Source organism: Streptomyces durmitorensis (assembly GCF_023498005.1).
In the GTDB taxonomy this organism is placed as follows: domain Bacteria; phylum Actinomycetota; class Actinomycetes; order Streptomycetales; family Streptomycetaceae; genus Streptomyces; species Streptomyces durmitorensis.
Map to the genome: position 1 here is coordinate 263857 of NZ_CP097289.1, position 24491 is coordinate 288347.

Here is a 24491-nt window from a genome sequence, read left to right on the forward strand (position 1 = left end):
CTGAACGGCTACTTCGGCGGGTTGAGCTTGCGGAAGTACGTCCAGCTGGTCTCGTTGGGCTCGCTCCACTTCTCCGGGGCCTGGGCGAACTCCGGGTGGTGGTCGGCGACATAGGCACGCGTGCGCTCGGGAACCTCGGCGTACGAGCCGAGCTTGCGGCCGCGGCAGTGGTAGGTCAGGCCGCCGGGCCGCCGACCGCGGGCCATCCACGGGAGCCACTGGGACATCCGGGTCCACGACATGGTGGCCGGAACGCTGAGGGCCGGCCCTGCCAGGTCGGCCCGGTCGGCGAAGAACTGGAAGAGCTCCAGAGCCTTGTACGTGTCGCCGGCCGAGTGGACGGGGTACTCGGCCACCGGCAGCGGCGAGGGGTAGGCCAGCGGGATCTCCAGGCTGAAGCAGACCTGCCCACCGAGATCGGTCGTCGGGATCGGGAAGGGGCGCCACTTCTGGTTCGCCGGGTCATTCCATATGTGCACCACCGGCAGGTCCCGCCAGGTCTGCAGGATCTCGCGCGTCACGGGGTCCAGGTAGAAGGCGGCCTCGCGCGTGAGCAGTTGGTAGGCGTCCGGACCGCCTTCGGGGTCCTGGAGGAGGCGGGCGACGTTGAGCCCCTCGAAACCGAAGACGCGCTGGTAGGGCTCGTCGGGGGCCCAGGAGTACACGTCTCCGGACCACCAGTACGTGACCTCGCCGCCGTCGAGCGAGGCCCGGGTGCGGGCGAAGGAGCGGAGCAGCTCTGCCGGTGTCGTCATACGGAGAACTCTGCTCCACTGCCGCGCGGTCCGCGTGAGCGGGGCATGCGGCCGGACGGGCGGCACCCGGCGGTCACCTGCCGTCCACGGCTGCCGCCTGCTCCTGGAGGGCACTGATCAGGGTCGCGAGCTGGGGGTCCTCGCGGCGGCGGCTGATCGTGGCAACGCCGATGTGCCGCGTCGGAACCGGCTCCTTGACCGGGACGGCGCGCACACCAGGCACCTCCGGAGACAGCGCGATGGAGGGGATCAGCGAGATCCCCATGCCCGCGGCGACGAGCGAGCGCGCGAAGTAGTAGTCGGTCGTCGTGCCGCGCAGCTGCGGGCTGAAACCGGCGCGCTCGGCGTAACGCCTCAGATATGCCTCTGTCTTGAGGCAGCCGAGCACCCAGGACTCGGTCTCCAGCTCGGCGATGTCGAGCGCGGCGCGGCCGGCCAGTCGATGGCCCTCGGGCAGCACGACGTGCAAGGGGTCACTCAAGAGTTCGGTCCACTCCATCCCTGAATTCCGGCTCACCCGGCCGGGCAGCGGACCGTCGAAGTGATACGCGAGCGCGAGGTCCACGGCGCCCTGGCGGACCAGAGCCAGGCTGTCTTCGGGCTCGCCCTCCCTGACGTGGAGCACGGTGTCGGGATGGGCCTCCGTCAGCCGGGCGAGGGCGCCGGGCAGCAGAAACCTGCCGCCGCTGGTGAACGTGGCGACGGTGAGCTGCGTGCGGCCCGTACCGAGCCGCTCGACCTGCTGTTGCGCGTGCGCGAGTTCGGCGGTGACCGACTCGGCGGCCTGGACCATGATCCGACCGGCCTGGGTGAGGGTGACCCCGCGCGTGCTGCGCGCCACGACCTGCGTGCCGAGGCTGCGCTCCAGGACAGCCATGTGCTGGGAGACGGCCGAGGGGGTGAGGCGCAGGGCCGCCGCCGCCCGGTTGAAGCTGCCGTGCTCCGCCACTGCCCGCAGGACGCGAAGCCGCTGCACGTCGATCAACAGTATTCCTTAATACTCGTCCAGTAAGTGAGCACTTCCTCTGGTGACGCTAGACCTTCAGGGTGGGGGCATGCAAAGAATCTGTGTCATCGGAGGCAGTCGGTACTTCGGAAAGCTCCTGGTCCAGCAGCTGTTGACCGCAGGGCACCACGTCACCGTGATCAACCGCGGCTCCACACCGCCACCCCCCGGCGTCGAGCACCTCGTCGTCGACCGCGACGACGAGACCGCCCTGACCACCGCGCTCGGCTCCCGCACCTTCGACGTGGTCGTCGACCAGGTCTGCTACACCCCCGTGCAGGCCGCCATCGCCGCCCGCGCCTTCCACGGTCGCACCACTCGGTACGTGATGACGTCCACGATCGAGGTGTACGACCCGGCGACGGCCGCACTGTCCACCGTCCCGCACGGCACCCCCGTGCCGGAAGACGTCGTGGACCCGGCCGCCTGGCAGGTGCGGACCGACCTGCCCTGGCACGACACGGCGTACCTCGAAGCCCACTACGCCGAGGGCAAGCGCCAGGCGGAGGCCGTCTTCACCCGCGACGGCGGGTTCGCCTTCGCCTCCGTGCGCAGCGCCCACGTACTCGGCGGCGGCGTGCGGGAGTTCACGGGGCGGCTCGCGCACTACATCGAGCGCATCGGCCAGGGCACGGAGATCGCCGTGCACGCCGAGGTGCTGCCCACCGTGTTCATCCACTACGAGGAGCTGGCGGACCTGCTCCTGTGGGCGACCACGGCCACCGACTTCACCGGCCCGGTGAACGCCTGCTCCGACGAACCGCTCGACGTACGCGCTCTGTCCGCCGTCATCGCGGCGCAGACCGGCCAGGAGCCCGTGTTCCGGACCGTCGCCGCGGGAGCCGCGGCCTCGCCCTTCTCCTTCGACCGCCACTACGCGATGAGCAACAGGCGTGCGAAGGAACTGGGCTTCTCCTTCTCCCGCACCACCGACTGGCTGCCCGCCGCCGTCGCCGAAGCCCTCGCCGCATCCGCCGCCCGAGCCACCTGAGGAGCAGACCCGCCATGCAGTACCGCACCATCGGGAACACCACCGTCAGCGCCGTCGGCCTGGGTGCCATGCCGCTGTCCATCGAGGAGCGACCGGACGAGGAGCGGGCCGTCGCCACCCTCCACGCCGCCCTCGACGCGGGCGTCACGCTCATCGACACGGCCGACAGTTACCACTGGCACGCCGGAGAGAGCGGCCACAACGAGCGCCTCATCGCCCGCGCCCTGGCCCGCTACGGCAGCGACACCTCCGGCGTCCTCGTCGCCACCAAGGGCGGCCGCGGACGGCCCGGTGACGGCAGCTGGACGGTCACCGGCACCCCCGGACACCTCAGGCGCGCCGCCGAGGCATCACTGAAGCGGCTGGGTGTCGAGGCCATCGGTCTCTACCAGCTGCACAAGCCGGATCCGGCGGTGCCCTGGTCCGACTCCGTCGGCGCGTTGCTCGAACTCCTGGACGCCGGCACGATCCGCGCCGCCGGGATCTCCAACGTGAACACCGACCAGATCCGCGAGGCGCACGCGATCCTCGGCGACCGGCTCGTCTCCGTCCAGAACCAGTACTCCCCCGCCGTGCGCGACAGCGAGCCCGAACTGCGGCTGACCGCGGAGCTGGGCCTGGCCTTCCTGCCCTGGAGTCCACTGGGCGGCATCGCCCGCAGCTCCCTCGACGGCCCGTCAGGCCCGACCTCCGCGGGCACCGCCTTCCACCGCGTCGCGGCCGGGCACGGAGTCAGCCCGCAACAGATCGCCCTGGCATGGCTGCTCACCCGCTCCCCGGCCATGATCCCGGTACCGGGAGCCAGCCGCCCGGCATCCGTCCAGGACTCGGCCCGGGCCACCGAAGTCAGTCTGAGCTCGGCGGAGTTGGCGGAACTTGACGGCGCGCTGCCGAGTTGAACCGACCGGCAGTCCGACCGACCGCCCCCTTGCGGTCGCGCCTGATTGTGCGGACGGCCACCGCACGACAGCTGGACGTGCTGTCCTGGACGCAGCCCACTCCCCTGCCTCGAGGAGCTCTCGCATGCACCAGCCGCAGTTACTTGTCCTGGACGCCGCCGGGAGCGACCGGCACGCCGAGGACGCCGAGCTGCGCTCGCGCGGTCCGGCTGCCCGTGTCGACGTCCTGGGCGTCGAAGCGTGGGCGGTGACCGACCCTGCTCTGCTCAAGCAACTCCTCACCGACCCGCGGGTCTCCAAGGATCCTCGGCGGCACTGGCCGCTGTTCCCCGACAAGATCGTCGGCATCTGGCCCCTGGCGCTGTGGGTGGCCGTCGACAACATGTTCACCGCCTTCGGCGGCGACCACCGGCGGCTGCGGCGTCTGGTCAGCCCGGCCTTCACCTCGCGGCGTACCGCCGCGCTTCAGCCGCGCATCGAGGAGATTGCGCACGCCCTGGTCGAGGAGCTCGCCGCCCTTCCTCCGGGAGAACCCACCGACCTGCGCGAGCGGTTCGCCTACCCGCTTCCGATCCGGGTCATCAGCGAACTCATGGGGCTTCCCGACCACTCCCAGCGCAGCTTCCGCCGTACCGTCGACGGCGTCTTCGACACCACGCTCAGCCCTGAGCAAGCCGCCGCGAACACCCAGGAGCTGTACGCGATCCTGGCCGACCTCGTCGCGGCCAAGCGCGCCGATCCCGGTGCGGACATGACCTCCGTGCTCATCGCCACCCGGGACGACGACGGCTCCGCGCTGACCGAGCAGGAGCTGCTCGACACCCTCCTCCTCGTGATCAGCGCGGGCTACGAGACCACTGTCAACCTGCTGGACCAGGCCATCGCCGCCCTGCTCACCCATCCCGAACAGCTCGCCCTGGTGCGCGAGGGCAAGAGTGCGTGGTCCGACGTCGTCGAAGAGACACTGCGCTACGAGGCACCGGTCGCGCACCTGCCGATGCGGTTCGCGGTCGAGGACATCACGCTGGGGCAGGGACTCACGATCCGTCAGGGAGAGGCGATCCTCGCCTCCTACGCCGCGGCAGGCCGCCACCCCGACCTCCACGGCCCGAGCGCCGGCTCCTTCAACGTGACCCGAGCCGGCAAGACCCATCTCGCCTTCGGCCACGGCGTCCACGTCTGCCTCGGCGCCGCCCTGGCCCGGATGGAGGCCGAGACCGCGCTCCGGGCGCTGTTCACCCGTTTCCCGGATCTCGCCCTCGCCGTCCCCGTATCCGCGCTGCGTCCCGCGGAGTCGTTCATCTCCAACGGGCACCGGGAACTTCCGGTCATCCTCCGCCCGGCCACCGGCAACTGACTCAACCGCCCAAGATCCCGCCGAGTGAGCGCCGTTGTCGCCCGTCATCGAGGAAGTTCTCCGGCGCCAGCCAGACACGGAACGCCTTGCGGAGCAGCGGCCATTCACCGTCGACGATCGAGTACCAGGCCGTGTCGCGGTTGCGCCCCTTGTAGACGACCGCCTGGCGGAACACGCCCTCGAAGGTGAAGCCGAGTCGCTCGGCCGCCTTGCGCGACGGCGCGTTGAGGGCGTCGCACTTCCACTCGTAGCGGCGATAGCCCAGCCCGTCGAAGGCGTAGGCCATCAGGAGGTACTGCGCCTCCGTCGAGACCGGGGTGCGCTGCAGCAGCGGTGAGAACACCACGTAGCCGACCTCGACGACGCCGTTGGCCGGGTCGTGCCGCATCAGCGCCATGGTGCCCACCGCCCTGTCCGTCCTGCGGTCGATCACCGCGTAGTGCAGCGGATCGGCGCTGCGGGCCGCGGACTCGGCCCAGCGGCGGTATCCGTCGGCGGTGTCGAAGGGCTCGTCGGGCAGATAGGTCCAGTTCCGGCCGTCGGTCTCGGTCGCGTACGCCGCGAAGAGGTCGTCCGCGTGACGCCCGGCGTCGAGCGGCTCGAGGCGGCAGTACGCGCCGTCCAGGTCGGCCCTCGCGGGGGCCGGGCGGGGTGTCCAGTCGGGAAGGGGCTCGCCGACGGGCTGGTCGAATGTGTTCAGGCGTGATGTCACCAGATCTCCAAGATGTTTGCGCTGGGGCCACGCTACGACCGGGAAGCGACACCGGCCTGCGGACCCACAGCCGCGCCCCCACCTCGCAGCCGCCCTCGGCTGGGCACGACAACGACACGGCTGGGGTCAAGATTGCCCGGGTCACGGGTCTGTCCCAACGGGCGGAGGCCTCGAACTGGTGCGCCATGGCGGCGGGAGGCTGCTGACGGCGGGGTGTGACCGGTGTTGGCGCTCGCGGTGGCGGTACGTGCATGTAACAGGAATGTCTTAGGGGGAAGTTGGGGGGAACGCCTGATCGGTCTTGTGCGGTCCTGGTGATCAGAAACGCTCGCTCGTACCCCCGCGTACCGAGCAGCCCGCACCAGATGGCACCGCACCACCCCGACTGACACTGAGGAAGAAACGATGCGCGTTCACAAGCTCACCTTCGCCGCCCTGGCCGTTGCCGCGGGTCTCTCGCTGACGGCCTGCAACGGCGACGACACGGCACAGAGCGACCCGTCGTCCGCGTCCACCGAGTCTTCCTCGGGCGGCGGCTCCGACTCGGGCGAAGCGGGCTCGGGCGATGCGGGGCAGGACACTGCGAAGGACTCCGGCGGGCAGGGTACGGCCGCCGGAAGCGGCTCCGACGCGGACAGCAAGGCAGGCAAGTGCCGCACCGACGATCTGGAGATCACCGCGACGGACAGCACCATCGACGGCGACACCGACGGCTCGGTCGCGGTGACGTTCCAGAACGGCGGCGGCCGTGACTGCGTCCTCTCCGGTTTCGCGGGCGTCGACCTGAAGACCAGCGAGGGGGAGCTGTCCGCCGAGCGCAGTGGCCAGGGAGCCAGCCCGATGACCCTCAAGGACGGCAAGTCGGTCTCCTTCAGCATCAGTTACCCGGTCAACGACTCGGGCGGCTCCGGCGTCGGCGTCACCGGCCTGGTCGTGACCCCGCCCGGCGAGACGAAGTCGTACTCCCTCGAATGGCCGGGCGCCGCCACCCTGCCCGTCACCGACGGCTCCGGCTCCCCGGTCAAGGTCTTCCCGATCGGCAGCGCAGGCCAGGGCGGGGCGAACTGACCCGAACGCCCTGGAGTCAGCTCAATCCACGGGCTTGAGGTCAAGCGTCTGCTCGGCCGCGGTCCTCGCGCCGCCGATGCCGCCGGAGGTGCCGGTCCACGCGCGGGTCGGCGTGGTCTCGGCCAGCCTGCCCTCGGTGTCCGACAGGCCGATGACCAGACCGCTGTAGCGGTTGACCAGGCGCACGGTGTCCGTGGCGCGTCCGTCGGCGTCCCGGCCGGGGACGACGAACCACTGCTGGCCGACGGTGGGTCCGGCCTTGGGGGCCGAGGTCACGGTCGGCTCGGCGCCCCAGGCGCGGCCGTCCTTGGTGGTGGAGTCGACGCCCAGGAGCCGGCCGGTGGCGGCGTTGGCGATGCGGTACGAGCCGTCGGCGTTGGAGGTGAAGACCCAGTGCCCGCGTGTGGAGTCATCGCCGGAGGGCCGTGAGGTCGTGCCGCTGCCGTTGGCGGACTGGGCGAGGAAACGGCCCGTGCCGCTGCTGATGGTGTGGGCGGAGCCCGTGTCGACGGGGGCGGCCGGGCTGCTGGTCTCGATGGTGGTGTCGTAGTACTCGCCGTCGGCACCGCCCGAGCAGGAGAACGAGCAGTAGCTGCGGAACTTCTTTCCGACGATGGTGGATCCGGTCTTGTTCACCGAGTCCAGCATCCAGCGGTACCAGGACCCTGAGCGGTAGTCACCGGTGTCTCCGATCAGCTCCCACTTCTGGGTGGAGAGGTCGTCGGTGGCGTAGAAGCGCTGCGGTTGGGTGCTGTCCTGGACGATGGCCTCGGGCTGGCCGATGTACTTGCCCAGGTAGGCGTCGTAGGCGATGTTCATCGTCAACAGGTCGGACTTGGCGGGCAGTTCACCGGCGGCCTGCTGCTCCTGCACCGAGCCTTCGTTGGACGGGTCGTAGTCGTGCTCCACGGGGGTGTAGCCCGTGGGGTTGTCGGCGCCGACCGGTTCCATGTTGCTCTCCAGGCCGCCGACACCGGGCTGCGACCAGGCGCCGTCGTACCACTTCTTCCAGGAGCCGGGGGCCAGCTTGGCGGACATGGGAGCACGGGCCACGTGCGCCCGGCTGCCGTCCGTCCACGCGCCAGGGACGCCGCCCTTGGGGATGACGCGGGAGTTGTAGTAGACGTAGAAGTAGCCGGAGGCGGTGTCCACGAACAGGCGCGCGTCACCATTCCCGTAGTGGTAAGTGTCGTGCGGGAACGCCTCGTTGTCCCCTCGCTTCGTGCTGTAGGGCGAGGTGAGGACGTGGTCCTTGATGTCCCAGGTCTTGCCCTGGTCCTTGGAGACGGCGTAGTCGATCGCGTCGTAGTGCAGGCCGTCGCCGAAGGGCTGCGGGGTGAATTCGTTGTGGACCAGGCCGTACCAATGGCCGGTGTCCGGGTCGACCCACACGCCCATGAGGTCGCAGTAGTTCTTCTGCGCGTAGTGCGAGGTGTCCTGGGCCTGGGTGGCCTCGCGGCCGGTGGGGCTGTTGTCGCACCGCCAAGTGGTGTCGTTGTTGCGGTCCTTGGTGTTGGCGGGGTTGACCGCGTCACTCAGCTTGCCATCACGGGTCGCGGAGTCGAAGTCCTTGCCCGTGTAGAACGTCCACTTGCGCGGGTCGTCGGCGCCGTACAGGGCGTGGGCGGACTGGTAGTGGAACGTCCCGTCCTTGTCGATGTAGGTGGCGGCGGGTGTGTCGTCGGGGTGGGTCCACGCGCCCTTCTGCCCGACGGCGACCTGGTACGTGGGTGCGTCGGGGGCTGCCGGTGCGGGGGCTGCCGCGCTGAGCAGGACGGTGGCGCCCGCCGCGAAGGCGGCGAGGGTTCTTGCTCGGGAACGGAGTGACACGGGTACTCCTCTCGGGGCCGGACACCTCGCGGGCGGCGTGCCCGCGGGGCGGTGGTTCACCATGCGAGGACCGCCCAGCCGCGGTGCGGCAGCGGGGCCCCCAGTTCCAGGGCGGTACCGGCCGCCTCAGGGTCGACCGCCTGAGGGCCAGCCGCCTCAGGGTCAGCCGCTTCGGTGGCGGCCTCGGCGGGATCGGCCAGCGGTGCGAGCAGCGTGCACCGCACGTCGTGGCCGTCCCCCGGCAGGTGAATGATGGGGTGGGCCGGGTCGGCACTGCCGTTGGCCACCGCGAGCCGGTGGCCGTCGCCGGAGCGCGTCGCGTACGGGATCAGGTGCGGAGCGCCGCTCACCAACGGGAGTTGGGGCTGCTCGCCCTCCAGAAAGCGGATCGTGGAGTGGACAAGGCTTCGGCCTTCGTCGCTGCGGGCCAGGCCGGCCGGCGCCGTCGCGGGCAGGACCGCCACGCGCCCGCCCAGAGCGTTGCCGAAGTGGCAGCGGCCCGCGCCCCAGGGGCGGCCGTCGGGCGTCTGGATCCGGGTCAGGACGTGGGCACCGGGCAGCGGTTCGATGCGGGCCAACGCAGGCTGGACGTCGACGCTCAGGAGCGCCCCGCCGTCCGTTCCGTACTCACCCGTGATCTGTTCGACCGCGTACGGGCCGGGCAGCGCCCGCTCTTCGCGGCCGACCAGCTCACTCGCCCGCAGACCCAGGAGGTCGGCGAACCCCCGCCGGGTCAGGGCGTGTGCGGCCACGCCGTCCAACAGCAGCCCGCCGTGGAGCAGTTCGCGTATCTCGGCGTCGTCGAGGGTGTGGACCAGATCGCCGAACAGGGCCTGGACCGGGGCCGGTCGCGAGGTGACAGGGACCCCGTAGCCGAGCAGGAACTCCGCGGTCTGCGCGGGGTCTGCCACCAGTTCCTGCATCCGGCCCGTCTCGGTGGGCAGCCGCGCGGCGGTGTCCTGCCGCCAGGGCAGTCCGACGCCGAGCGGGACCTCCTCGCCCGTGTGGCGTGCGGCCAGCCAGTCGAGGGCGGGCCGGGAGCGGCGCAGCAGCCGGTCGACGCGCGGGAAGTTCTCCGCGCGCTCGCCGTGGGTGGGGTGGAGGTTCAGGAGCAGTGCGTCGGCTCCGAAGAGCTGGGCGGTCACCATCTCCGACCAGGTCTGGGTGTCCGACTTCGACCACGTGGTGTGCGGCCAGTTCTCGATCTCCGGCTCGCAGGCCGCGCGGCGCGGGCGCAGGGCGCGCTGCGCCTCCAGGGACCAGACCGCGGAGGCGAGGCCGCGGGCAGGGGTGTCGGAGTACGGAGCGAAGTGCGGCCGGTGGGTCACCTTGTTCCCCACGGACAGGGCACCGAACAGCGCCTCCCAGTCGCGGCCCTCCACGGAGTGCGTCGCGGGCAGCGAACTCATCAACCCCAGGTGTGAGCGGCCGCCGGAGCGCCGCCTCACCACCTCGGCCAGCCCCTCGGCGACCTCGAGCTGGGCCGTGCGCCACACCTGTTGCAACAGGGCGCGCCAGGGGTGGGGCGGGCCGGGCGCGGTGACGGCCGCGACCACCTGCTCCCGGCCGACCGGCTCGCCCACGAGTGCGGCCAACCGCTCCAGCATGAGCGGTTCGAAGCCGCCGCCCCAGTCGAGCGGGGCGTGGTTGTGGAAGCGGAAGTCGTCCTCGACCCACAGCACACGGAAACCCAGTTCGGCGAAGAGTCCGTAGTGCGCGTAGAGCCAGCGACGCCAGAGGGGGCAGGCGAAGGACGCCTGGGCGGTGGCGTGGCGCCCGGTGGGCGAGACCATGGGGGCGAACCCGAGCGTGCCGACGCGGCCCCGGTCCGCGTGGCCGACGGTGACCCAGGGGTTGAGGCTGACGTCCAGGCCGGCGGCGCCGAGCACGTCACGGGCCTCGCCCGCGGCCGCGAACCAGCGCGCCTCGTCCGCCCCGGCGAGGTGCCCGGTGTGCTGCTGCTCGGCTCCGAGCAGCAGGACCACCTCCTCGACGCCGTTCTCGCCGCACACCTTGGCCAGCGCGCGGGCGCGGTCCGCGAGGTCGTCGCCGGGCCGCAGTTGGAACCGCAGGTGATAGCGGGCCCGCCGGGTGGGCCGAGGCGCCGTCGGGCGATGCTCCGTGCCGGTGTCCATGTGTGCGGCCCCCTCGCCGAAACCAGACGTTCCCTCAGGCGTACGTCAGGCGTGCCTCGGTCGTACCTCTGTCGCGGGTCGGTCATAATTAGTTCGGCTAGGATCCAAAATAAGTAGAGGCTCGTCAACAGGTTCACGACAAGCACTCCGGCCCGGAACTCCGCCCCCTCCTCCCCCACACCCCGGCCACCACGTAATTTGGCGGGCACCGCGATACGCGACGATCAGCACGGACAAGGAGCGGACCTGGTGAAGGCAGACCTACGCGGCACGGGCGTACGCGACTTGGGCAGGGCGGGACCATCGCGGGCCGGCGATCGCGCCTCCCTGCGCCGGTCCAACCTCAGCCTGGTGCTGCGCCTGCTGCGCGACGCCGGACCACGTCCCCGCACCCAGATCGCCGCCGACACCGGCCTGCCCAAGGCCACCATCACCAACCTGGTCGCGGAGCTGATGGAGAGCGGTCTGGTGCGCGAAGGGGAGACCGAGCGCCATGGCTCCGTCGGCCGCCCCAGCCGCACCGTGGAGATCGACGGCCGTGGCTTCTGCGGCATCGGCGTCGAGATCAACGTCGCCTACCTGAGCCTGGTCGCCCTCGACCTGCGCGGCGAGGTCACCGCCCGGCATCGCGTCCCGCTGGACACCCGCGGCAGCGACCCGGCCGCCGTCCTCGACCAGATGGCCCAGGCCATCAACGAGACGCGCGCGGCCCTGCACGCGCGGGGCGTGACCCCCGTGGCGGTGACCGTCGCGGCGCCCGGCGTGATCAAGACCGGTACCGGCGTCGTCTCCTACGCCCCCAACATCGGCTGGCAGGACGTCGCCGTCGCCGAAGGACTGCGCGCCCGGCTCGGTCCCGGAGCACCGCCGGTCGATCTGGAGAACGACGCCAAGCTGGGCGCCATCGCCGAGTATCTCCTCGCCGCGTCGGCCGACATCCACGACCTGATCTACGTGACCGGCGAGACGGGCGTCGGCGGCGGCATCATCTCCGACGGCCGCCTGTTGCAGGGTTCGGCCGGATTCGCCGGCGAGATCGGCCACATGCCCCTGGACCCGGGCGGACTGCCCTGCGTCTGCGGCCGGGTCGGCTGCTGGGAGACCATGGTGGGCCTGACGGCCCTGCTCCGCCGGGCAGCACCGCCGCACGACCCGGTCCACGACCCCACCGTCGACCTGGAGCAACGGCTGACTGAGCTGCGCCGCCGCGCCGACACGGGCGACGCAGCCACCCTCGCCGCACTGGAACAGATCGCCGACGGCCTGGCACTGGGCGTGGCGCTGCTGGCCGATGTGCTCAACCCCCGGGCCGTCGTCCTGGGCGGCTACTTCACCCACTTCGGCGACTACCTGATCGATCGCGTACGCGATGAGTTCGCCGCCCGGGTCATGGCCCCCGAGGCCGGCGGCTGCGAGATCATGCTGTCGTCCTTGGGATTCAGCGCCGCGGCACGCGGCGGCGCCTACCTGTCCATCGACCGGGTCTACCAGGACCCGAGCGGAACGACCACGTCCGTGACGGACGGGCGCACGGGGTCGTAGGCGGCCCCTCCCCCGGTTCCGTGATCGTGCGAGGGTGGCCCTCATGACGACAGAGCGATTCGAAGTGCAGCGTCAGATTGCCGCGTCCCCGGAGAAGATCTTCGCCTTGTTGTGCGACCCGGCCGGGCATGTGGCGATCGACAGTTCAGGAATGCTGCAGTCCGCCGAGGGAGAGCCCGCGCGCGGTGCCGGCGACGAATTCGTCGTCCACATGGACCGCGAGGCGCTGAACGACTATCCGTTGGGCAAGTACGACGTCACCGTGATCATCACGAAGTTCGAGCAGGACGCCCTGATCGAATGGACGATCTCCGGCCAGGTGCAGCCTCCCATCCGGCACCTCTACGGCTACCGGCTCAAGGCCCACGAGGGCGGCACTCTGGCCACCTCGTACTACGACTGGAGCGAGATCGAGGAACGGTACCGGGACGCGGGCATCTTTCCCGTCATCCCTGAGGCGGGCCTGCGCGCGACCCTCGGGATCCTGGCGCGGAACGTGGAGTAGCGACGGCCGCGCCGTGCTCGTTCACCCCTGCTCGGCCGGGCTGTCAACCTCTGACTTTCCAGGAGGCCCCGACAGCGAAGTGTCCCTACGTTGGGTCCCGTTCAACGGGCGGGCAGACCGCCCGCCGCATCCAACGGGGAAGGTTCACCCACACCATGCGCATGCGTCGTACGGCCAGTCTCCTGGCCACAAGCGCCACCTTCGCACTGTTCGCCGCGGTCGGCTCCACCGGCACCGCGTCGGCCGCCATCTATCCGTCCGCCTACGGGTGCAAGCCCGGCCATGTGTGCCTGTACTACAGCGACCTCTCCTCCCCCTCCTTCTCCACGGAGGGGAACTGGAGCGGCAGGAAGTCCAGCACTCGGATCGTCAACAATGGGACGCAGCAGGCGGGTGTGGACCACATCCGCTTCACCGCGGAGAAGTACTCGCCCACCACGGGCAGGGTGCACAAGGCCAAGGGCTGCCTGCACTATGCGACTCCGAACGGGTCGGGCGGTCAGTACAAGGTCGAACTCAAGCCGACGAACAGCTACGGCTACACCGTGACGTCCCTGAAGTGGGGCCCCGAATGCAAGCCCGGCGAAGAGGCGCTCGAGGGCGCCTGACCGGCCCGGAGGCCGCCGCCCCCGGAAAACGTGGCCCGGGGGCGGCGGTTCACCTGGTCAGGACCAGATCGTGAAGGTGACGGCGACGGAGGCCTTCCTGCCCGTCGCGTCGGTGACGGTCATCGTCGCGTTGCGGAATCCCCAGCTCGTCGGGGTGCCCGAGATCAGGCCCGTGGTCGGGTGAACAGCCAGCCCTGCGGGCAGGTTTGTCGCGGTGAAGGTGTAGGGGGCCGTGCCTCCGGTCGCCTTCAGCGGCACGCTCACCAGGCGCCCCACGTAGCCGTTCTGGCTGCCGGGATCGGCGAGCTTCGGTGCGCCTGAACCGGGGGCCGTCACCGTCCACGCGAACGACGTGGACCCCTTCTTGCCGACCGTGTCCGTCGCGGTCAGCGTCACCTGGTGCGTACCGGCGGCCGTCGGGCTGCCCGATACGGTGCCGGTGGACGCGTCGACGGACAGCCCCGCGGGCAGGCCGGTCGCGGTCCATGTGTAGGGGGCCGTGCCGCCCTCCGCGCTGTTGCGCAGCTCCACCCGGCCGCCGGTGGCGGTGGTCTGCGCGGACACCGCCGAGACCGTCACCTCGCCGGGCTGGGGGTTCGAAGTGGCCAGCTGCGCACCGAACTTGGAGAGGGCTTCGTTGACCGGCTGGAAGATGGTGTACTTCTCTCCGCTTCCGCCGCTGCACGTCGCGCTGCCGCCACCCGAGTGCAGACCCACGGCCCGGCCCCCGGCCGGCGTGACGTAGCTGCCGCCCGAGTCACCCCCTGCGGAACAGGCACTGGAGTAGGACAGCCCGTCGATCACCACGTTGCCGTAGTCGACACTCTGGTCGACCTTGGTGACCTCGCCGCATCGGTATCCGGTCGTCTGGCCCGAGTGGCACACGGCCGTTCCCACGACCGCTTCGGCGGAGCCCGTCACTGCGACGTCTCCCTCGCCCCAGCCCGCCACCTTGGGCGCCAGCGACCAGCCTGCCTGGTCGACGTCGACGATGCCCATGTCGCCCTCGCGGGCGTTGACCGACCCGGTGCCGTTCTTGTTCGACGTGCCGACGCGCGTGCCGTCCTTTCCGTACGCGGGCTGGCTGACGTCGTTCGTGCAGTGCCCGGCGGTGAGGAACGCCTTGCCGGCGCCGCTCGTGCGCGTCACGGGAAAGCCGATCGAGCAGGGCGACTCGCTGCCGGGGGTCCACTTCTCACCGCCCACCACATCGCCGCCCTGCTGGCGGGGTACGTCGCGGGACTCGACCACCCGTATGAGCCCGCCGAGGGAGGCGAGCCTGGCCCGCAGGACCTTGGCCGCCGCGGTCGAAGCGGCGGGGTCGACGACCACGTCGACCCGTCCCGCACGGGCGTCCGGACCCCACGAGCGCACGCCGGGCACCCCCCGGCTCCACGCGCCGACGGCCTGCGCCGCCGCCTCCAACTCGGCGCGTGTACGGCGTGCTTCGTGCGGCACCGCTCCGGCGGCCCGCACGGCGTCGGCTGCCCCGGGTGTGGTGACGGCGGCGTGGAGACGCCCGTCGGCCGCGTCGAACCAGAGGGCGGTGGCCCGGTCGCCGACCTCGGCACGGATCGCGGTCGCCGCGCGCTGGGCACGGGATTCGTCGGCCAGGCGCTCGGCCACCCCCGCGGGGCTCACTCCGAGGTCCCGCGCCAGGGCGGCGCGGAGCTCGTCCGGCAGTCGCGGCTCGGCCGTCGTTCCGGGGGAAGGATCAGCGGGGGTGTCCGCGTGGGCGGGCAGGGCGGCGAGGCCGGCGAGGGCCGCTGCGGCCACGAGGCCTGCCAGGAGCGGCCGTTGGGAGGGGGTTCGCATGGGGGTTGTTCCTTTCCGGGAGGCGTCGCCGGTGACGGGGCATCAGCAGCGATGTGGTGCGTCCGGGGTGGGTGTGGGCAGACCGCAGGGCGTGCCGCCCGGGACGGCCACAGCGTCCTGGTGCCGGGGCGTCGGCGGTATCCGGGAAGCCCCCTGTCGCGTACGTCCGGGAACCCGGACGGACCGGGACCTCGGGTACGGCCTCCCTCGCCGGGAGTGCGGGCATGTCAGGGATCTCCCTCGTCCGGTACGCGGACCGTCCGCGGGCGTTGTGGGAGGACAGGCGGGCGCCTACGGTGCCCGGTGTGCAAGGACGTACGGGCGTGGACGGCGAGGCGTGGGCGGCGAAGGACGGCTGGGCCACCGTGGTCCGCGATGCCGCCGCCCTGTTGGAGCGCCACGGCCGGTTGGCGGTCAGTGGTCCGTGGGGCGCGGGCAAGACCACCCTGCTGGACGCGCTGGCCGAGCAGTCGTCAGCCGTGCAGGGCACCGGGGTGGTGCGGCGCTGCCTGCGGGTGTGCACGCAGGAAGGCGGGGCCGGGGTTCGCTACGGTGCGCTGGTCCAACTGCTCGGCGCGGCGCGGACGCAGGGTGCCGGAACGGATTGTCGTGGACCGCAGGTCCCTGGGCACGGCGCTGACCGTGCAGGCGCGGTGGGCGCCCCTCCCCGATCCCCTGCCGCGTCCTCGGAGCCGTCCCCTCTCTCGTCGTCGGCGCCGTCCCCTCTCTCGTCCTCGGAGCCCGCCGCGGCCGTGCTGCTCCCCTGTGCCGTGGCACCCGCGCACACCGCGTCGCCGCCATCAGCCGTAGAAGCAGAGGCCGTTGCGCGGGACAGCGCGTGGAGCGCCGCCTGGCTCTCGGGCGCCGCCGACGACCCGCTGAGGCTGCGCGTGGCCCTGATACGGCTGCTCACCGATGGGCCTCCGGTCCTGCTCCTGATCGACGGTGCGCAGTGGCTCGACCCGGCCAGCGCGGACCTGATCGGGTACGCCGTCCGCACCTTCGGCCCCGCGCAGCTGACCGCCGTGGCAGCCGAACGCACCACTGGCCACCCGGCCGCCGCGGCCGCACTGCTCGGCGGCCATCCGGCGGTGCTGCCCGTGCCTCCCGCCGATCTCACCGAGACGGCAGCCGCCTGCGCGCGCCTTGGGCTGCCCGCGCGCTGGGCGGCGCCCGTTCACCGCTACTGCGGGGGCCACCGGGGACTGCTCGACGCCTGGGTCCGGTTCCACCCCGCCGCCGCGCGGTCCGGCGACGGGGACGGCTGCACCGGGCCGCCCGAACCGCCGCGGCAGGTGCGCGACCTCGCCGCCACGTGGCTCGCCTCCGTCCCTGCCGACGTCCGTGCCACGCTCCGGGTCGCGGCGCTCGCGGGCAGGTGCGACGCGGACCTGCTGCGCGGCAGTGGGCGCCGCAACGCCGAGGACCATCTCGCCCATGCCGTCGACGCCGGTCTGGTCACCGCGGACGGCGTCACGGGATCCGTCCCGGCCGGTGTGGCCGCGTCGCACCGATTCTCCGCGACGGCCCTGGCCGACGCCGCGGCCGCCACGGTGACCCGGGAGCGGCGCACCGCGATCCACCACGCCCTCGCCGCCTGCTCCCACGGGCCCGTCGCACCCGCCCTGCACACCGCGCTGGCCCAGGAGTCCCCGGACCTGGCCGTAGCCGGTGACACCGCGCACGCGGCCGCCGCGGCCCGCGCGGCGGGCGAACGCCTGTGCGCGGCCGAGCTGTTGTTCCTCGCGGCCCGCCTCACCCCTGCCAACCGGCCCCGCCTGCGCCTTGAACGGCTCGCCGATGCCGCGCAGGAAGCCGCGGCCGCCGGCTCGGCCGCCCTGACCCGCCTGGCGGCGGACCGGATCGTGGCCGAGCACGGCACTCCCGCACAACAGGTGCACGCCCTGCTGGCCGTCGTCGACGCGCACGGCCAGGACACCGCCGGTACACGGCCGTTGCTCGCCACCGCGCGCAGGACCGCCGCCGAGGACCCCGCGCTGCTCGCCGCGGTCGAGCTGCGCTCCGCGGTGCAGGCGAACATCTCCGGCGAGGACTTCGCCCGTGCCCTGCACCACGCAGAGGCGGCCACCACCCTGGCCGAAGCAGCTCGCGCGGTGCCCCTGGAGGCTGCCGCGCTGACGATGACCGCCCGCATGCAGCGCGTCCTTGGCCGTCTCGACACCGCCGCGGCCACCTTGGACCGCGCCCTCCACCTCGCCGTGCCGCCGACTCGGCTGGGGATCCGCAACAGCCCGCAGTACCTCGCCGCCCGCCACGCGGTGTTCGACGCCCGTCTGCCCGAGGCCCGCGCTCTCCTGCTCCAACTGCTGCCCGCGGCCCAGGAGTCCGGGGAGCCCGAGGACCTGGTGGACCTCTGGCGCAGCCTCGCCGAGGTCGACGCGGGACGCGGTGCGTGCGGCCAGGCCCTGCACTGGTCGGCCCGCGCCGTCGATCTCACCGCGGCCGCCGGTCTGTCCCCCGGCCCCGCCTGGTACACCGCCGCCACGGCCGAGACCTGCGGCGGCAGTTTCGCCCACGCACTTCGCCATGCCGCCCACGGTGTGCGCGCCTCCCGTGAGGAGCAGGACGCGCTCCACACGACACGTGGCCTGTGGGCCCTGGGAGCCGCCCTCCTGCACACCGGCCGGGCCGAGAGGGCCGCCGCGACGCTGGCGGAGGTCGCGGAGCTCGAGTCCCGCTCCGGGGCTGCCGATCCGGGCGTACTGCGCTGGCAGGGCGACGCGGTGGAGGCGTTCGCGCTCTGCGGACGCATGGACGAGGCCCGCGGCCTGCTGGAGCGGATGCAGGAGCGGGTGGGCCCGCACCCCGCACACGCCGCTCTGCGGGCCACGCTCACCCGGGCCCGCGCGCTCTGCCGCTACCTCGACGGCTCCGGGGAAGAGGCGGCGGAGCTCCTGGCGGACACGGCATGCGTCTTCGCCGGGCTCGGCCTGCCGGTCGAGGAGGGCCGCACCGAGCTGCTGCGCGGCCGTGTCGAGCGCCGCCGCCGGCGGGCCGCCGCCGCGCGCACCGCGTGGGAGAGGGCCCGCACGCTCTTCGAAGACGCCGAGGCGCGGCCCTGGACAGCGCTCGCGAACGACCATCTGGCACACCTGACGGGCCAGCCCTCCGCGCCCGGCGGCTCGGCGGGGCCGCAGGGGCGGCGCCTGACCGCACACGAGGTACGCCTGGCCGAGCTCGTGCGCACCGGTGCGACCAACCAGGAAGCGGCCCAGCAGATGTTCATCTCCGTCAAGACCGTGGAGACCGTGCTGAGCCGCATCTACCGCAAGCTGGGCATCCGCTCCCGGACACAACTCGCCGCCGCACTCACTCCGTAGCCCCAAGCGCCGCCCCTGGCGGGCGACCGGGGCGGCGGAGCCGCGGGCTTCTGTGATTCGATCAGCCGGACCAGTGCAACGAAGCACGGCTGCCCCGGAGGTGTCGCAGTGATCGAGCGTTACGTGGTGGATCTTCAAGAGGCCGACGAGATGCAGGTCGCCGTCGTGGGCGGCAAGGGCGCGCATCTGGGCGGTCTTTCGAGGATCGAAGGCATCCGCGTGCCGGCCGGCTTCTGCGTGACGACCGACGCCTTCCGGCGGATCCTGGCGGCAGCGCCGTCGATGGACGATCAGCTCGATCGGCTTGCGCGCCTGGACCCGGACGACCGCGACGCGCTCCGCACGCTCAGCGCGGAGATCCGCGGGACCATCGAAGGGATCGCCGTCCCGGACGATCTCGCGGCGGCGATCACGCGTGCGCTCGCCCGGTCCGGCGAGCAGGCCGCCTACGCCGTCCGTTCCAGCGCGACGGCGGAGGACCTGCCGACGGCCTCCTTCGCCGGCCAGCAGGACACGTACCTGAACGTCGTGGGGACGACGGCGATCCTCCGGCACGTCAGCCGGTGCTGGGCCTCGCTGTTCACCGAGCGGGCCGTGACCTACCGCCAGCGCAACGGCGTCGACCACCGTACGGTCCACATGGCCGTGGTCGTGCAGCAGATGGTCTTCCCGCACGCGTCCGGCATCCTGTTCACGGCCGACCCCGTCACGGGCAACCGGAAGGTCGCCACCGTGGACGCCGGGTTCGGCCTCGGCGAGGCCCTGGTCTCCGGCCTGGTGAACCCGGACGTCTTCAAGGTGCGCCACGGCGAAGTCGTCGCGAAGACGATCGCCGCCAAACAGCGTGCCGTTCACGCCCTGCCGAGCGGCGGTACGCAGGAAGTGGCGATCGACCCGCAGCAGCAGGAGCAGCCGGCGCTGACGGATGCGCAGGCCGTGCGGCTCGTGCAGCTCGGGCGGCGGATCGAAGCGCACTTCGGCCGCCCGCAGGACATCGAATGGTGCCTGGTCGACGACGGCTTCCAGATCGTACAGAGCCGGCCGATCACGACGCTGTTCCCCGTCCCCGAGACCGGCGACCAGGAGAGTCACGTCTACGTCTCCGTCGGCCACCAGCAGATGATGACCGACCCCATGAAGCCCCTGGGGCTCTCCATGTGGCAGCTGACCGCCTTGGTTCCGATGCACGCGGCCGCCGGGAGGCTGTTCGTCGACGTCACCGCGCGTCTGTCCTCCCCCGCGAGCCGGGCCGCCCTCCTGGACGTCATGGGGAAGGGCGACCCGCTGATCAGGGACGCTCTGGAGACCGTCCTGGACCGCGACGATTTCGTCCCGCTGCTCCCCGACGCCCCCGACGCGAGTCCTGCCGGGCCGCCGCCCGGCGGAGCGCCCACCCCCACCGCGACCGACCCGGCCGTCATCACCGAGCTGATCGAGCGCAGCCAGGCATCCATCGCCGCCCTGGAACGCGACATCCGTACGAAGACCGGGCCGGCGCTGTTCGACTTCCTGCTGGAGGCCTTCGAGGAGCACAAGCGGGTCCTCAGCGATCCGCTGAACTTCCGGGCGATCATGGCGGGCATGGAGGCCACGTGGTGGCTCAACGACAAGCTGCGGGAGTGGCTGGGCGAGAAGAACGCGGCGGACACGCTCACGCTGTCCGCCCCCGACAACGTCACCTCGGAGATGGGACTCGCACTGCTCGACGTCGCGGACGTGATCCGCCCGCGGCCGGAGGTGGTGGTGTTCCTGCAGGGCGTCGAGGATGAGGGCTTCCTGGACGAGCTGGCGAAGCTCACGGGCGGGGCCGAGGCACGCGACGCCATCGAGGCCTATCTCGACCGGTACGGCATGCGCTGCGCAGGCGAGATCGACATCACGAGGCCACGGTGGCGCGAGCGTCCCACCACGCTCGTGCCCGTGATCCTCGACAATGTAAGGATCTTCGAACCGGGCGCCGCCGAGCGGCACTTCGAGCAAGGGCGGCAGAAGGCACGGAAGAAGGAGCAGGAGGTGCTGTCCCGCCTGCGGGAACTGCCGGACGGAGAACAGAAGGCCGACGAGACCAAGCGGATGATCGACCAGGTCAGAGCCTTCGTCGGCTACCGGGAGTACCCGAAGTACGGCATCGTCAGCCGCACGTTCCTCTACAAGCAGGCCCTGCTGGAAGAAGCCGGGCGTCTCGTGCAGGCCGGCGTGCTTCCCGAGCAGGAGGACATCTTCTACCTCACGTTCCAGGAACTCCACGACGTCGTGCGCTCGCATCAGGTGGACGAACAGCTCATCCAGCGGCGCAAGGAGGCGTTCCGGTCGTACCACGCGCTCACCCCGCCGCGCGTGCTCACGTCGGACGGCGAGGCCGTCACCGGGGCGTACCGGCGCGACGACGCACCGGCCGGCGCCCTGATCGGCGTCCCTGTCTCCGCCGGGACCATCGAGGGGCGGGCCCGCGTCATCCTCGACATGGCGGAGGCCGATCTCGAAGCGGGCGACATCCTGGTCACGACCTTCACGGACCCCAGCTGGTCGCCGCTGTTCGTCGGGATCGCGGGCCTGGTGACGGAGGTGGGCGGTCTGATGACCCATGGCGCGGTGATCGCCCGGGAGTACGGCTTGCCGGCCGTCGTGGGCGTGGATCAGGCCACCCGGCTGATCCGGGACGGGCAGCGCATCCGCGTGCACGGAACCGAGGGGTACGTCGAGATCCTGCCCTGAAATGGCGGGAGGTCGATGAGTTCGGCGAACGGGAGCGGTCTGTACGTACACACCGCGCTGTACGTACAGACCGCGAACCGGAGGCACTCATGACCGCACAAGCACTGCCGCCCGTCGTCGACGCCAAGACGTGGCAGAGCCAACTGGACGATGTGCGTCTTCGGGAGAAGGCCGCGACCCGGGAGCTCGACGCGATCGCCGCCCAGCGTCGCCGGATGCCGATGGTCGAGATGCCCGACTACACCATTGAGGGCGAGGAAGGGCCGGCCCGGCTGGCCGACATCTTCGACGGCAAGCCGCAGCTGATCGTCTACAACCACATGTGGTTCCCCGGCGAGAAGTGGCAGTGCCCGGGCTGCACGGGGTTCACCTCGCAGTTCACCCGGCTGGAGTTCCTGGAGGACTACGACGCGAGGTTCGTCGTCGTCACCCAGGGGCCGATCGACGAGGCCCTGGCGTACAAACGGCAGGTCGGGAACAAGATGGCCTGGTACTCCACCGCGAACAGCTCCTTCGGCACCGACGTCGGAGCGCCTCCCGGCGGCGGATTCGCGGTCAACGTCTTCCTGCGTGACGGCGACACCGTCTACCGGACGTGGCACACCAGCGGCCGGGGAACCGAGCAGCTCAGTCACACCTTCGCGCTGATCGACCTCTTGCCGTACGGACGGCAGGAGGAGTGGCAGGACTCGCCCGATGGCTGGCCGAAGTCCCCCACCTACAGCCGGTGGGCCGGCTCCGAGGACATCGCCGCACGCTACGGCCCGGGGCCGTCCTGAGGCTCTCGGCCAGCCCCCGGACACGGCCGACGGCGCCCGCGGCAGCGCCCCAGGCTAGGGTTCCGCGAGAGCACATCGTGAACCGGAACAAGGAGCAGACGTGAGCGAGTCGGCGTCCATCGCCCTGCAGCAGGAGATCGCCCAGGCACTTCAGGTCGCCGAGACCTTCGAGGCCGAGCGGGAGATCGAGCGCCGGGCAGCTTTCCTGGCCGAGCGGCTGACCTCGTCGGGTCTGCGCTCCCTCGTGCTCGGCATCAGTGGCGGCGTCGACTCCACCACCGCGGGCCGACTGTGCCAGCTCGCCGTCGAGCGGGCGCGGGCCGCCGGACACGAGGCGCGGTTCTATGCGATGCGGCTGCCCTACGGGACCCAGGCCGACGAGCACGACGCGCAGCTCGCGCTCTCCTTCATCCAGGCCGACCACGTGCTGACCGTGGACATCAAGCCCGCGAGCGACGCCGCGCTCGAGGCCGCGCTGGCCGCCGGTGTGAGCTTCCGCGACGCCCACCACCAGGACTTCGTGCACGGCAACATCAAGGCCCGGCAGCGCATGATCGCCCAGTACGCGGTGGCCGGTGCGCACAGCGGCCTGGTCGTCGGCACAGACCACGCCGCGGAGGCGGTCTCCGGCTTCTTCACCAAGTTCGGCGACGGCGCCGCCGACCTGGTCCCGCTGACCGGCCTGACCAAGCGCCGGGTGCGCGCCGTCGCGGAGACGCTGGGTGCGCCCGCCGAGCTGGTGTGGAAGTCACCGACGGCCGACCTGGAGACCCTCGACCCGGGCAAGGCCGACGAGGACGCGCTCGGGGTCACCTACGACGACATCGACGACTTCCTGGAGGGCAAGCCGGTGGACGAGCGGGCCTTCGAAACGATCACCGGCCGCTACCGTCTCACCGAGCACAAGCGCCAACTGCCCATCGCCCCCTGAGCCCGCCCGTCCGGCAGCTCGCCCTTCGTAGGTCTTCTGAATAAATCGGTCAAATAATTGCTACCTATAGTTGCGCGGGCTTCTTCACGAATACGCCGCAAGATCAAGGTCACCCCGTGGCGCCCATCACGGACGATCCTGTGGACCACGGCGTGCGTGGTGGCCCTCGGATTCCTCGTCGCGCTGGAGATCGCCGCGCGTCGCTACGGCGGCGTACCCGGGCCGATCACCAACCAGGTGCGAGAGGTGATCTTCGCCCCCAAACCGGGTCCGCTGTACGGCGGTCTGGCCCTGATGATGGTGGTGCTCACCTGGCGGCAGCGCTTCATCGCCGCCGGTGCCGCGATCGGCATCGACGCCGTCTTCGTCCTGGCGCGGTGGGCGGTCGACGCCGAGGTGCCGGACGGCCATTTCTTCGGCAATGGCGCGTTGTGGGTGATGCTGGGGTGTGGGGTCATCGCGATCACGCGCCGCACCGGCCAGGAGCGTGTCCTGCTCCTCAAGGGTGTCGGCCTCGGCCTGCTCCTGGTGGCCGGCCGCAAGACCGGTGACACGTGGCTGCTCATCACCGCGAAGACCCGCCCGACCGTGCTCGACCAGTACGTGGCCACCGCCGATCACGCGCTGGGCAATCCCTCATGGCTTGCAGGCCGGATACTCAAGGCCTCGGGACCGGTCAGCACGCATGTCCTCGACCTGGTCTACGCCCAGCTCGCGGTGGCAGCGATCGTCGTCGCCCTGTACCAGCTGCGCAACGTGGCAGCGGAGCGGCGCTTCCCGCGCCACCATCTGGTGCGCACCTTCCTGGTCATCGGCCTCCTCGGACCGGCCATCTACATGATCTTCCCGGTGGTCGGACCGATCTTCGCCTACGGCCCGGGCACCTCGGGCACCGGCGGCGTGCAGTGGGCGGTGGCCGATCTGTGGCCGCACACACCACCGGCGGTCGGCATTCCGCACCCGGTGACGTACGACGGGATCACGCCCCGCAACTGCGTGCCCAGCCTGCACACGGCGTGGGCCACCGCCATCTTCATCCACTCCCGCAAGGGCCCACGACTTCTGCGGTACGCGGGCACGTTCTGGCTGATGGCCACGCTCGGGGCGACGCTGGGCTTCGGCTACCACTACGGCGTGGATCTCCTTGTCGGCGTGGTGTTCGCCCTCACGGTCGAGGCCGGTCTGCGCGCGCTCGACCGCGGCTGGGACCGGCAAGGCGTTCAGCTGGTCCTCTACGGCACGACGGTCTTCGCCGCGCTCCTGGTGTCCTACCGCTATCTGCCGGTGGAGATGGCCAGGCATCCTGAGGTGTCCGGACCACTTCTCGTTCTGGCCATGACTTCGGTGATCTACGCCTACGTACGGACCACCAGGCTGTGGGAGCCGAAGGCCGCACCAGCGCTCCGACCGGAGCCGCAACCCGAACTGGTCTGAAGACGCGGACGAGGCTGTTCCTTCGGCGATCAGTCGGCCGGATGCGGTCTGTTCACGGGTGGGTGGAC

The 24491-nt window shown here is 71.4% G+C and carries 18 protein-coding genes; 12 read left to right on the forward strand and 6 right to left on the reverse strand.

What is annotated here, in order from left to right:
- Positions 1-8 precede the first annotated feature (8 nt).
- Together M4V62_RS00870 and M4V62_RS00875 are read right to left on the reverse strand one after the other, a co-directional pair.
- The gene (locus M4V62_RS00870) at positions 9-755 is read right to left on the reverse strand and encodes a DUF1838 family protein (RefSeq protein ID WP_249585239.1); all 747 of its coding nucleotides are present in this window, start codon (positions 753-755) and stop codon (positions 9-11) included.
- Between the two features lie 73 nt (positions 756-828).
- Complete coding sequence (locus tag M4V62_RS00875; protein ID WP_249585240.1) at positions 829-1740, reverse strand: LysR family transcriptional regulator; 912 nt, start codon at positions 1738-1740, stop codon at positions 829-831.
- Between the two features lie 70 nt (positions 1741-1810).
- Between M4V62_RS00875 and M4V62_RS00880 the strand changes: the two genes are divergently transcribed.
- The 3 genes from M4V62_RS00880 (at position 1811) to M4V62_RS00890 (ending at position 5008) form a co-directional block, all read left to right on the forward strand.
- Positions 1811-2752 (forward strand): NAD-dependent epimerase/dehydratase family protein, encoded by a 942-nt coding sequence (locus M4V62_RS00880; RefSeq protein ID WP_249585241.1) that lies wholly within the window; start codon positions 1811-1813, stop codon positions 2750-2752.
- 14 nt (positions 2753-2766) lie between these two features.
- Positions 2767-3651: an aldo/keto reductase gene (locus M4V62_RS00885; protein WP_249585242.1), complete on the forward strand. Its 885-nt coding sequence runs from the start codon at positions 2767-2769 to the stop codon at positions 3649-3651.
- Between the two features lie 124 nt (positions 3652-3775).
- Positions 3776-5008: a cytochrome P450 family protein gene (locus M4V62_RS00890; RefSeq protein ID WP_249585243.1), complete on the forward strand. Its 1233-nt coding sequence runs from the start codon at positions 3776-3778 to the stop codon at positions 5006-5008.
- 1 nt (position 5009) lies between these two features.
- On the opposite strand, the gene M4V62_RS00895 is transcribed toward M4V62_RS00890, so the two are convergent.
- A complete protein-coding gene (locus M4V62_RS00895) occupies positions 5010-5720 on the reverse strand; it encodes a GNAT family N-acetyltransferase (RefSeq protein ID WP_249585244.1) in 711 nt (236 codons plus the stop codon).
- 405 nt (positions 5721-6125) lie between these two features.
- Between M4V62_RS00895 and M4V62_RS00900 the strand changes: the two genes are divergently transcribed.
- Positions 6126-6788 (forward strand): DUF4232 domain-containing protein, encoded by a 663-nt coding sequence (locus M4V62_RS00900; protein ID WP_249585245.1) that lies wholly within the window; start codon positions 6126-6128, stop codon positions 6786-6788.
- Between the two features lie 21 nt (positions 6789-6809).
- Here M4V62_RS00900 and M4V62_RS00905 read toward each other — a convergent pair whose 3' ends face one another.
- Both M4V62_RS00905 and M4V62_RS00910 read right to left on the reverse strand, forming a co-directional pair.
- Positions 6810-8618 carry an RICIN domain-containing protein gene (locus M4V62_RS00905; protein ID WP_249585246.1) on the reverse strand — a complete coding sequence of 603 codons (1809 nt, stop codon included), beginning with the start codon at positions 8616-8618 and terminating at the stop codon, positions 6810-6812.
- 56 nt (positions 8619-8674) lie between these two features.
- Positions 8675-10753, reverse strand: a complete 2079-nt coding sequence (locus M4V62_RS00910) for a hypothetical protein (RefSeq protein WP_249585247.1) — start codon at positions 10751-10753, stop codon at positions 8675-8677.
- A gap of 249 nt (positions 10754-11002) precedes the next feature.
- On the opposite strand from M4V62_RS00910, the gene M4V62_RS00915 reads away from it, so the two are divergent.
- From M4V62_RS00915 to M4V62_RS00925, 3 genes are all read left to right on the forward strand, one after another.
- Positions 11003-12295, forward strand: coding sequence for an ROK family transcriptional regulator (locus M4V62_RS00915; protein ID WP_249585248.1), 1293 nt, complete (start codon positions 11003-11005; stop codon positions 12293-12295).
- Positions 12296-12338: 43 nt separating this feature from the next.
- Entirely contained in the window at positions 12339-12800 is a 462-nt protein-coding gene (locus M4V62_RS00920; protein WP_249585249.1) for an SRPBCC family protein, read from the forward strand.
- Between the two features lie 155 nt (positions 12801-12955).
- A complete protein-coding gene (locus M4V62_RS00925; protein WP_249585250.1) occupies positions 12956-13408 on the forward strand; it encodes a hypothetical protein in 453 nt (150 codons plus the stop codon).
- A 57-nt stretch (positions 13409-13465) separates the two neighbouring features.
- Here the strand turns inward: M4V62_RS00925 and M4V62_RS00930 are convergent, their stop codons facing one another.
- Positions 13466-15223: a putative Ig domain-containing protein gene (locus M4V62_RS00930; protein ID WP_249585251.1), complete on the reverse strand. Its 1758-nt coding sequence runs from the start codon at positions 15221-15223 to the stop codon at positions 13466-13468.
- A gap of 224 nt (positions 15224-15447) precedes the next feature.
- On the opposite strand from M4V62_RS00930, the gene M4V62_RS00935 reads away from it, so the two are divergent.
- From M4V62_RS00935 to M4V62_RS00955, 5 genes are all read left to right on the forward strand, one after another.
- Positions 15448-18564 (forward strand): helix-turn-helix transcriptional regulator, encoded by a 3117-nt coding sequence (locus tag M4V62_RS00935; RefSeq protein ID WP_249585252.1) that lies wholly within the window; start codon positions 15448-15450, stop codon positions 18562-18564.
- Positions 18565-18672: 108 nt separating this feature from the next.
- Positions 18673-21279: a rifamycin-inactivating phosphotransferase gene (gene rph / locus M4V62_RS00940; RefSeq protein WP_249585253.1), complete on the forward strand. Its 2607-nt coding sequence runs from the start codon at positions 18673-18675 to the stop codon at positions 21277-21279.
- 89 nt (positions 21280-21368) lie between these two features.
- The gene (locus M4V62_RS00945; RefSeq protein WP_249585254.1) at positions 21369-22058 is read left to right on the forward strand and encodes a DUF899 domain-containing protein; all 690 of its coding nucleotides are present in this window, start codon (positions 21369-21371) and stop codon (positions 22056-22058) included.
- 100 nt (positions 22059-22158) lie between these two features.
- The gene (nadE, locus tag M4V62_RS00950; RefSeq protein ID WP_283779062.1) at positions 22159-22989 is read left to right on the forward strand and encodes an NAD(+) synthase; all 831 of its coding nucleotides are present in this window, start codon (positions 22159-22161) and stop codon (positions 22987-22989) included.
- Positions 22990-23145: 156 nt separating this feature from the next.
- Positions 23146-24423, forward strand: a complete 1278-nt coding sequence (locus M4V62_RS00955; RefSeq protein ID WP_249585255.1) for a phosphatase PAP2 family protein — start codon at positions 23146-23148, stop codon at positions 24421-24423.
- Positions 24424-24491 lie beyond the last annotated feature (68 nt).

Excerpts from the sequence above, each read along its gene's own strand:
- M4V62_RS00870 (WP_249585239.1), bottom strand. The coding sequence starts at position 755 with ATGACGACACCGGCAGAGCTGCTCCGCTCCTTCGCCCGCACCCGGGCC.
- M4V62_RS00880 (WP_249585241.1), top strand. The coding sequence starts at position 1,811 with ATGCAAAGAATCTGTGTCATCGGAGGCAGTCGGTACTTCGGAAAGCTC.
- M4V62_RS00885 (WP_249585242.1), top strand. The coding sequence starts at position 2,767 with ATGCAGTACCGCACCATCGGGAACACCACCGTCAGCGCCGTCGGCCTG.
- M4V62_RS00890 (WP_249585243.1), top strand. The coding sequence starts at position 3,776 with ATGCACCAGCCGCAGTTACTTGTCCTGGACGCCGCCGGGAGCGACCGG.
- M4V62_RS00900 (WP_249585245.1), top strand. The coding sequence starts at position 6,126 with ATGCGCGTTCACAAGCTCACCTTCGCCGCCCTGGCCGTTGCCGCGGGT.
- M4V62_RS00910 (WP_249585247.1), bottom strand. The coding sequence starts at position 10,753 with ATGGACACCGGCACGGAGCATCGCCCGACGGCGCCTCGGCCCACCCGG.
- M4V62_RS00920 (WP_249585249.1), top strand. The coding sequence starts at position 12,339 with ATGACGACAGAGCGATTCGAAGTGCAGCGTCAGATTGCCGCGTCCCCG.
- M4V62_RS00925 (WP_249585250.1), top strand. The coding sequence starts at position 12,956 with ATGCGCATGCGTCGTACGGCCAGTCTCCTGGCCACAAGCGCCACCTTC.
- M4V62_RS00930 (WP_249585251.1), bottom strand. The coding sequence starts at position 15,223 with ATGCGAACCCCCTCCCAACGGCCGCTCCTGGCAGGCCTCGTGGCCGCA.
- M4V62_RS00935 (WP_249585252.1), top strand. The coding sequence starts at position 15,448 with ATGTCAGGGATCTCCCTCGTCCGGTACGCGGACCGTCCGCGGGCGTTG.
- M4V62_RS00945 (WP_249585254.1), top strand. The coding sequence starts at position 21,369 with ATGACCGCACAAGCACTGCCGCCCGTCGTCGACGCCAAGACGTGGCAG.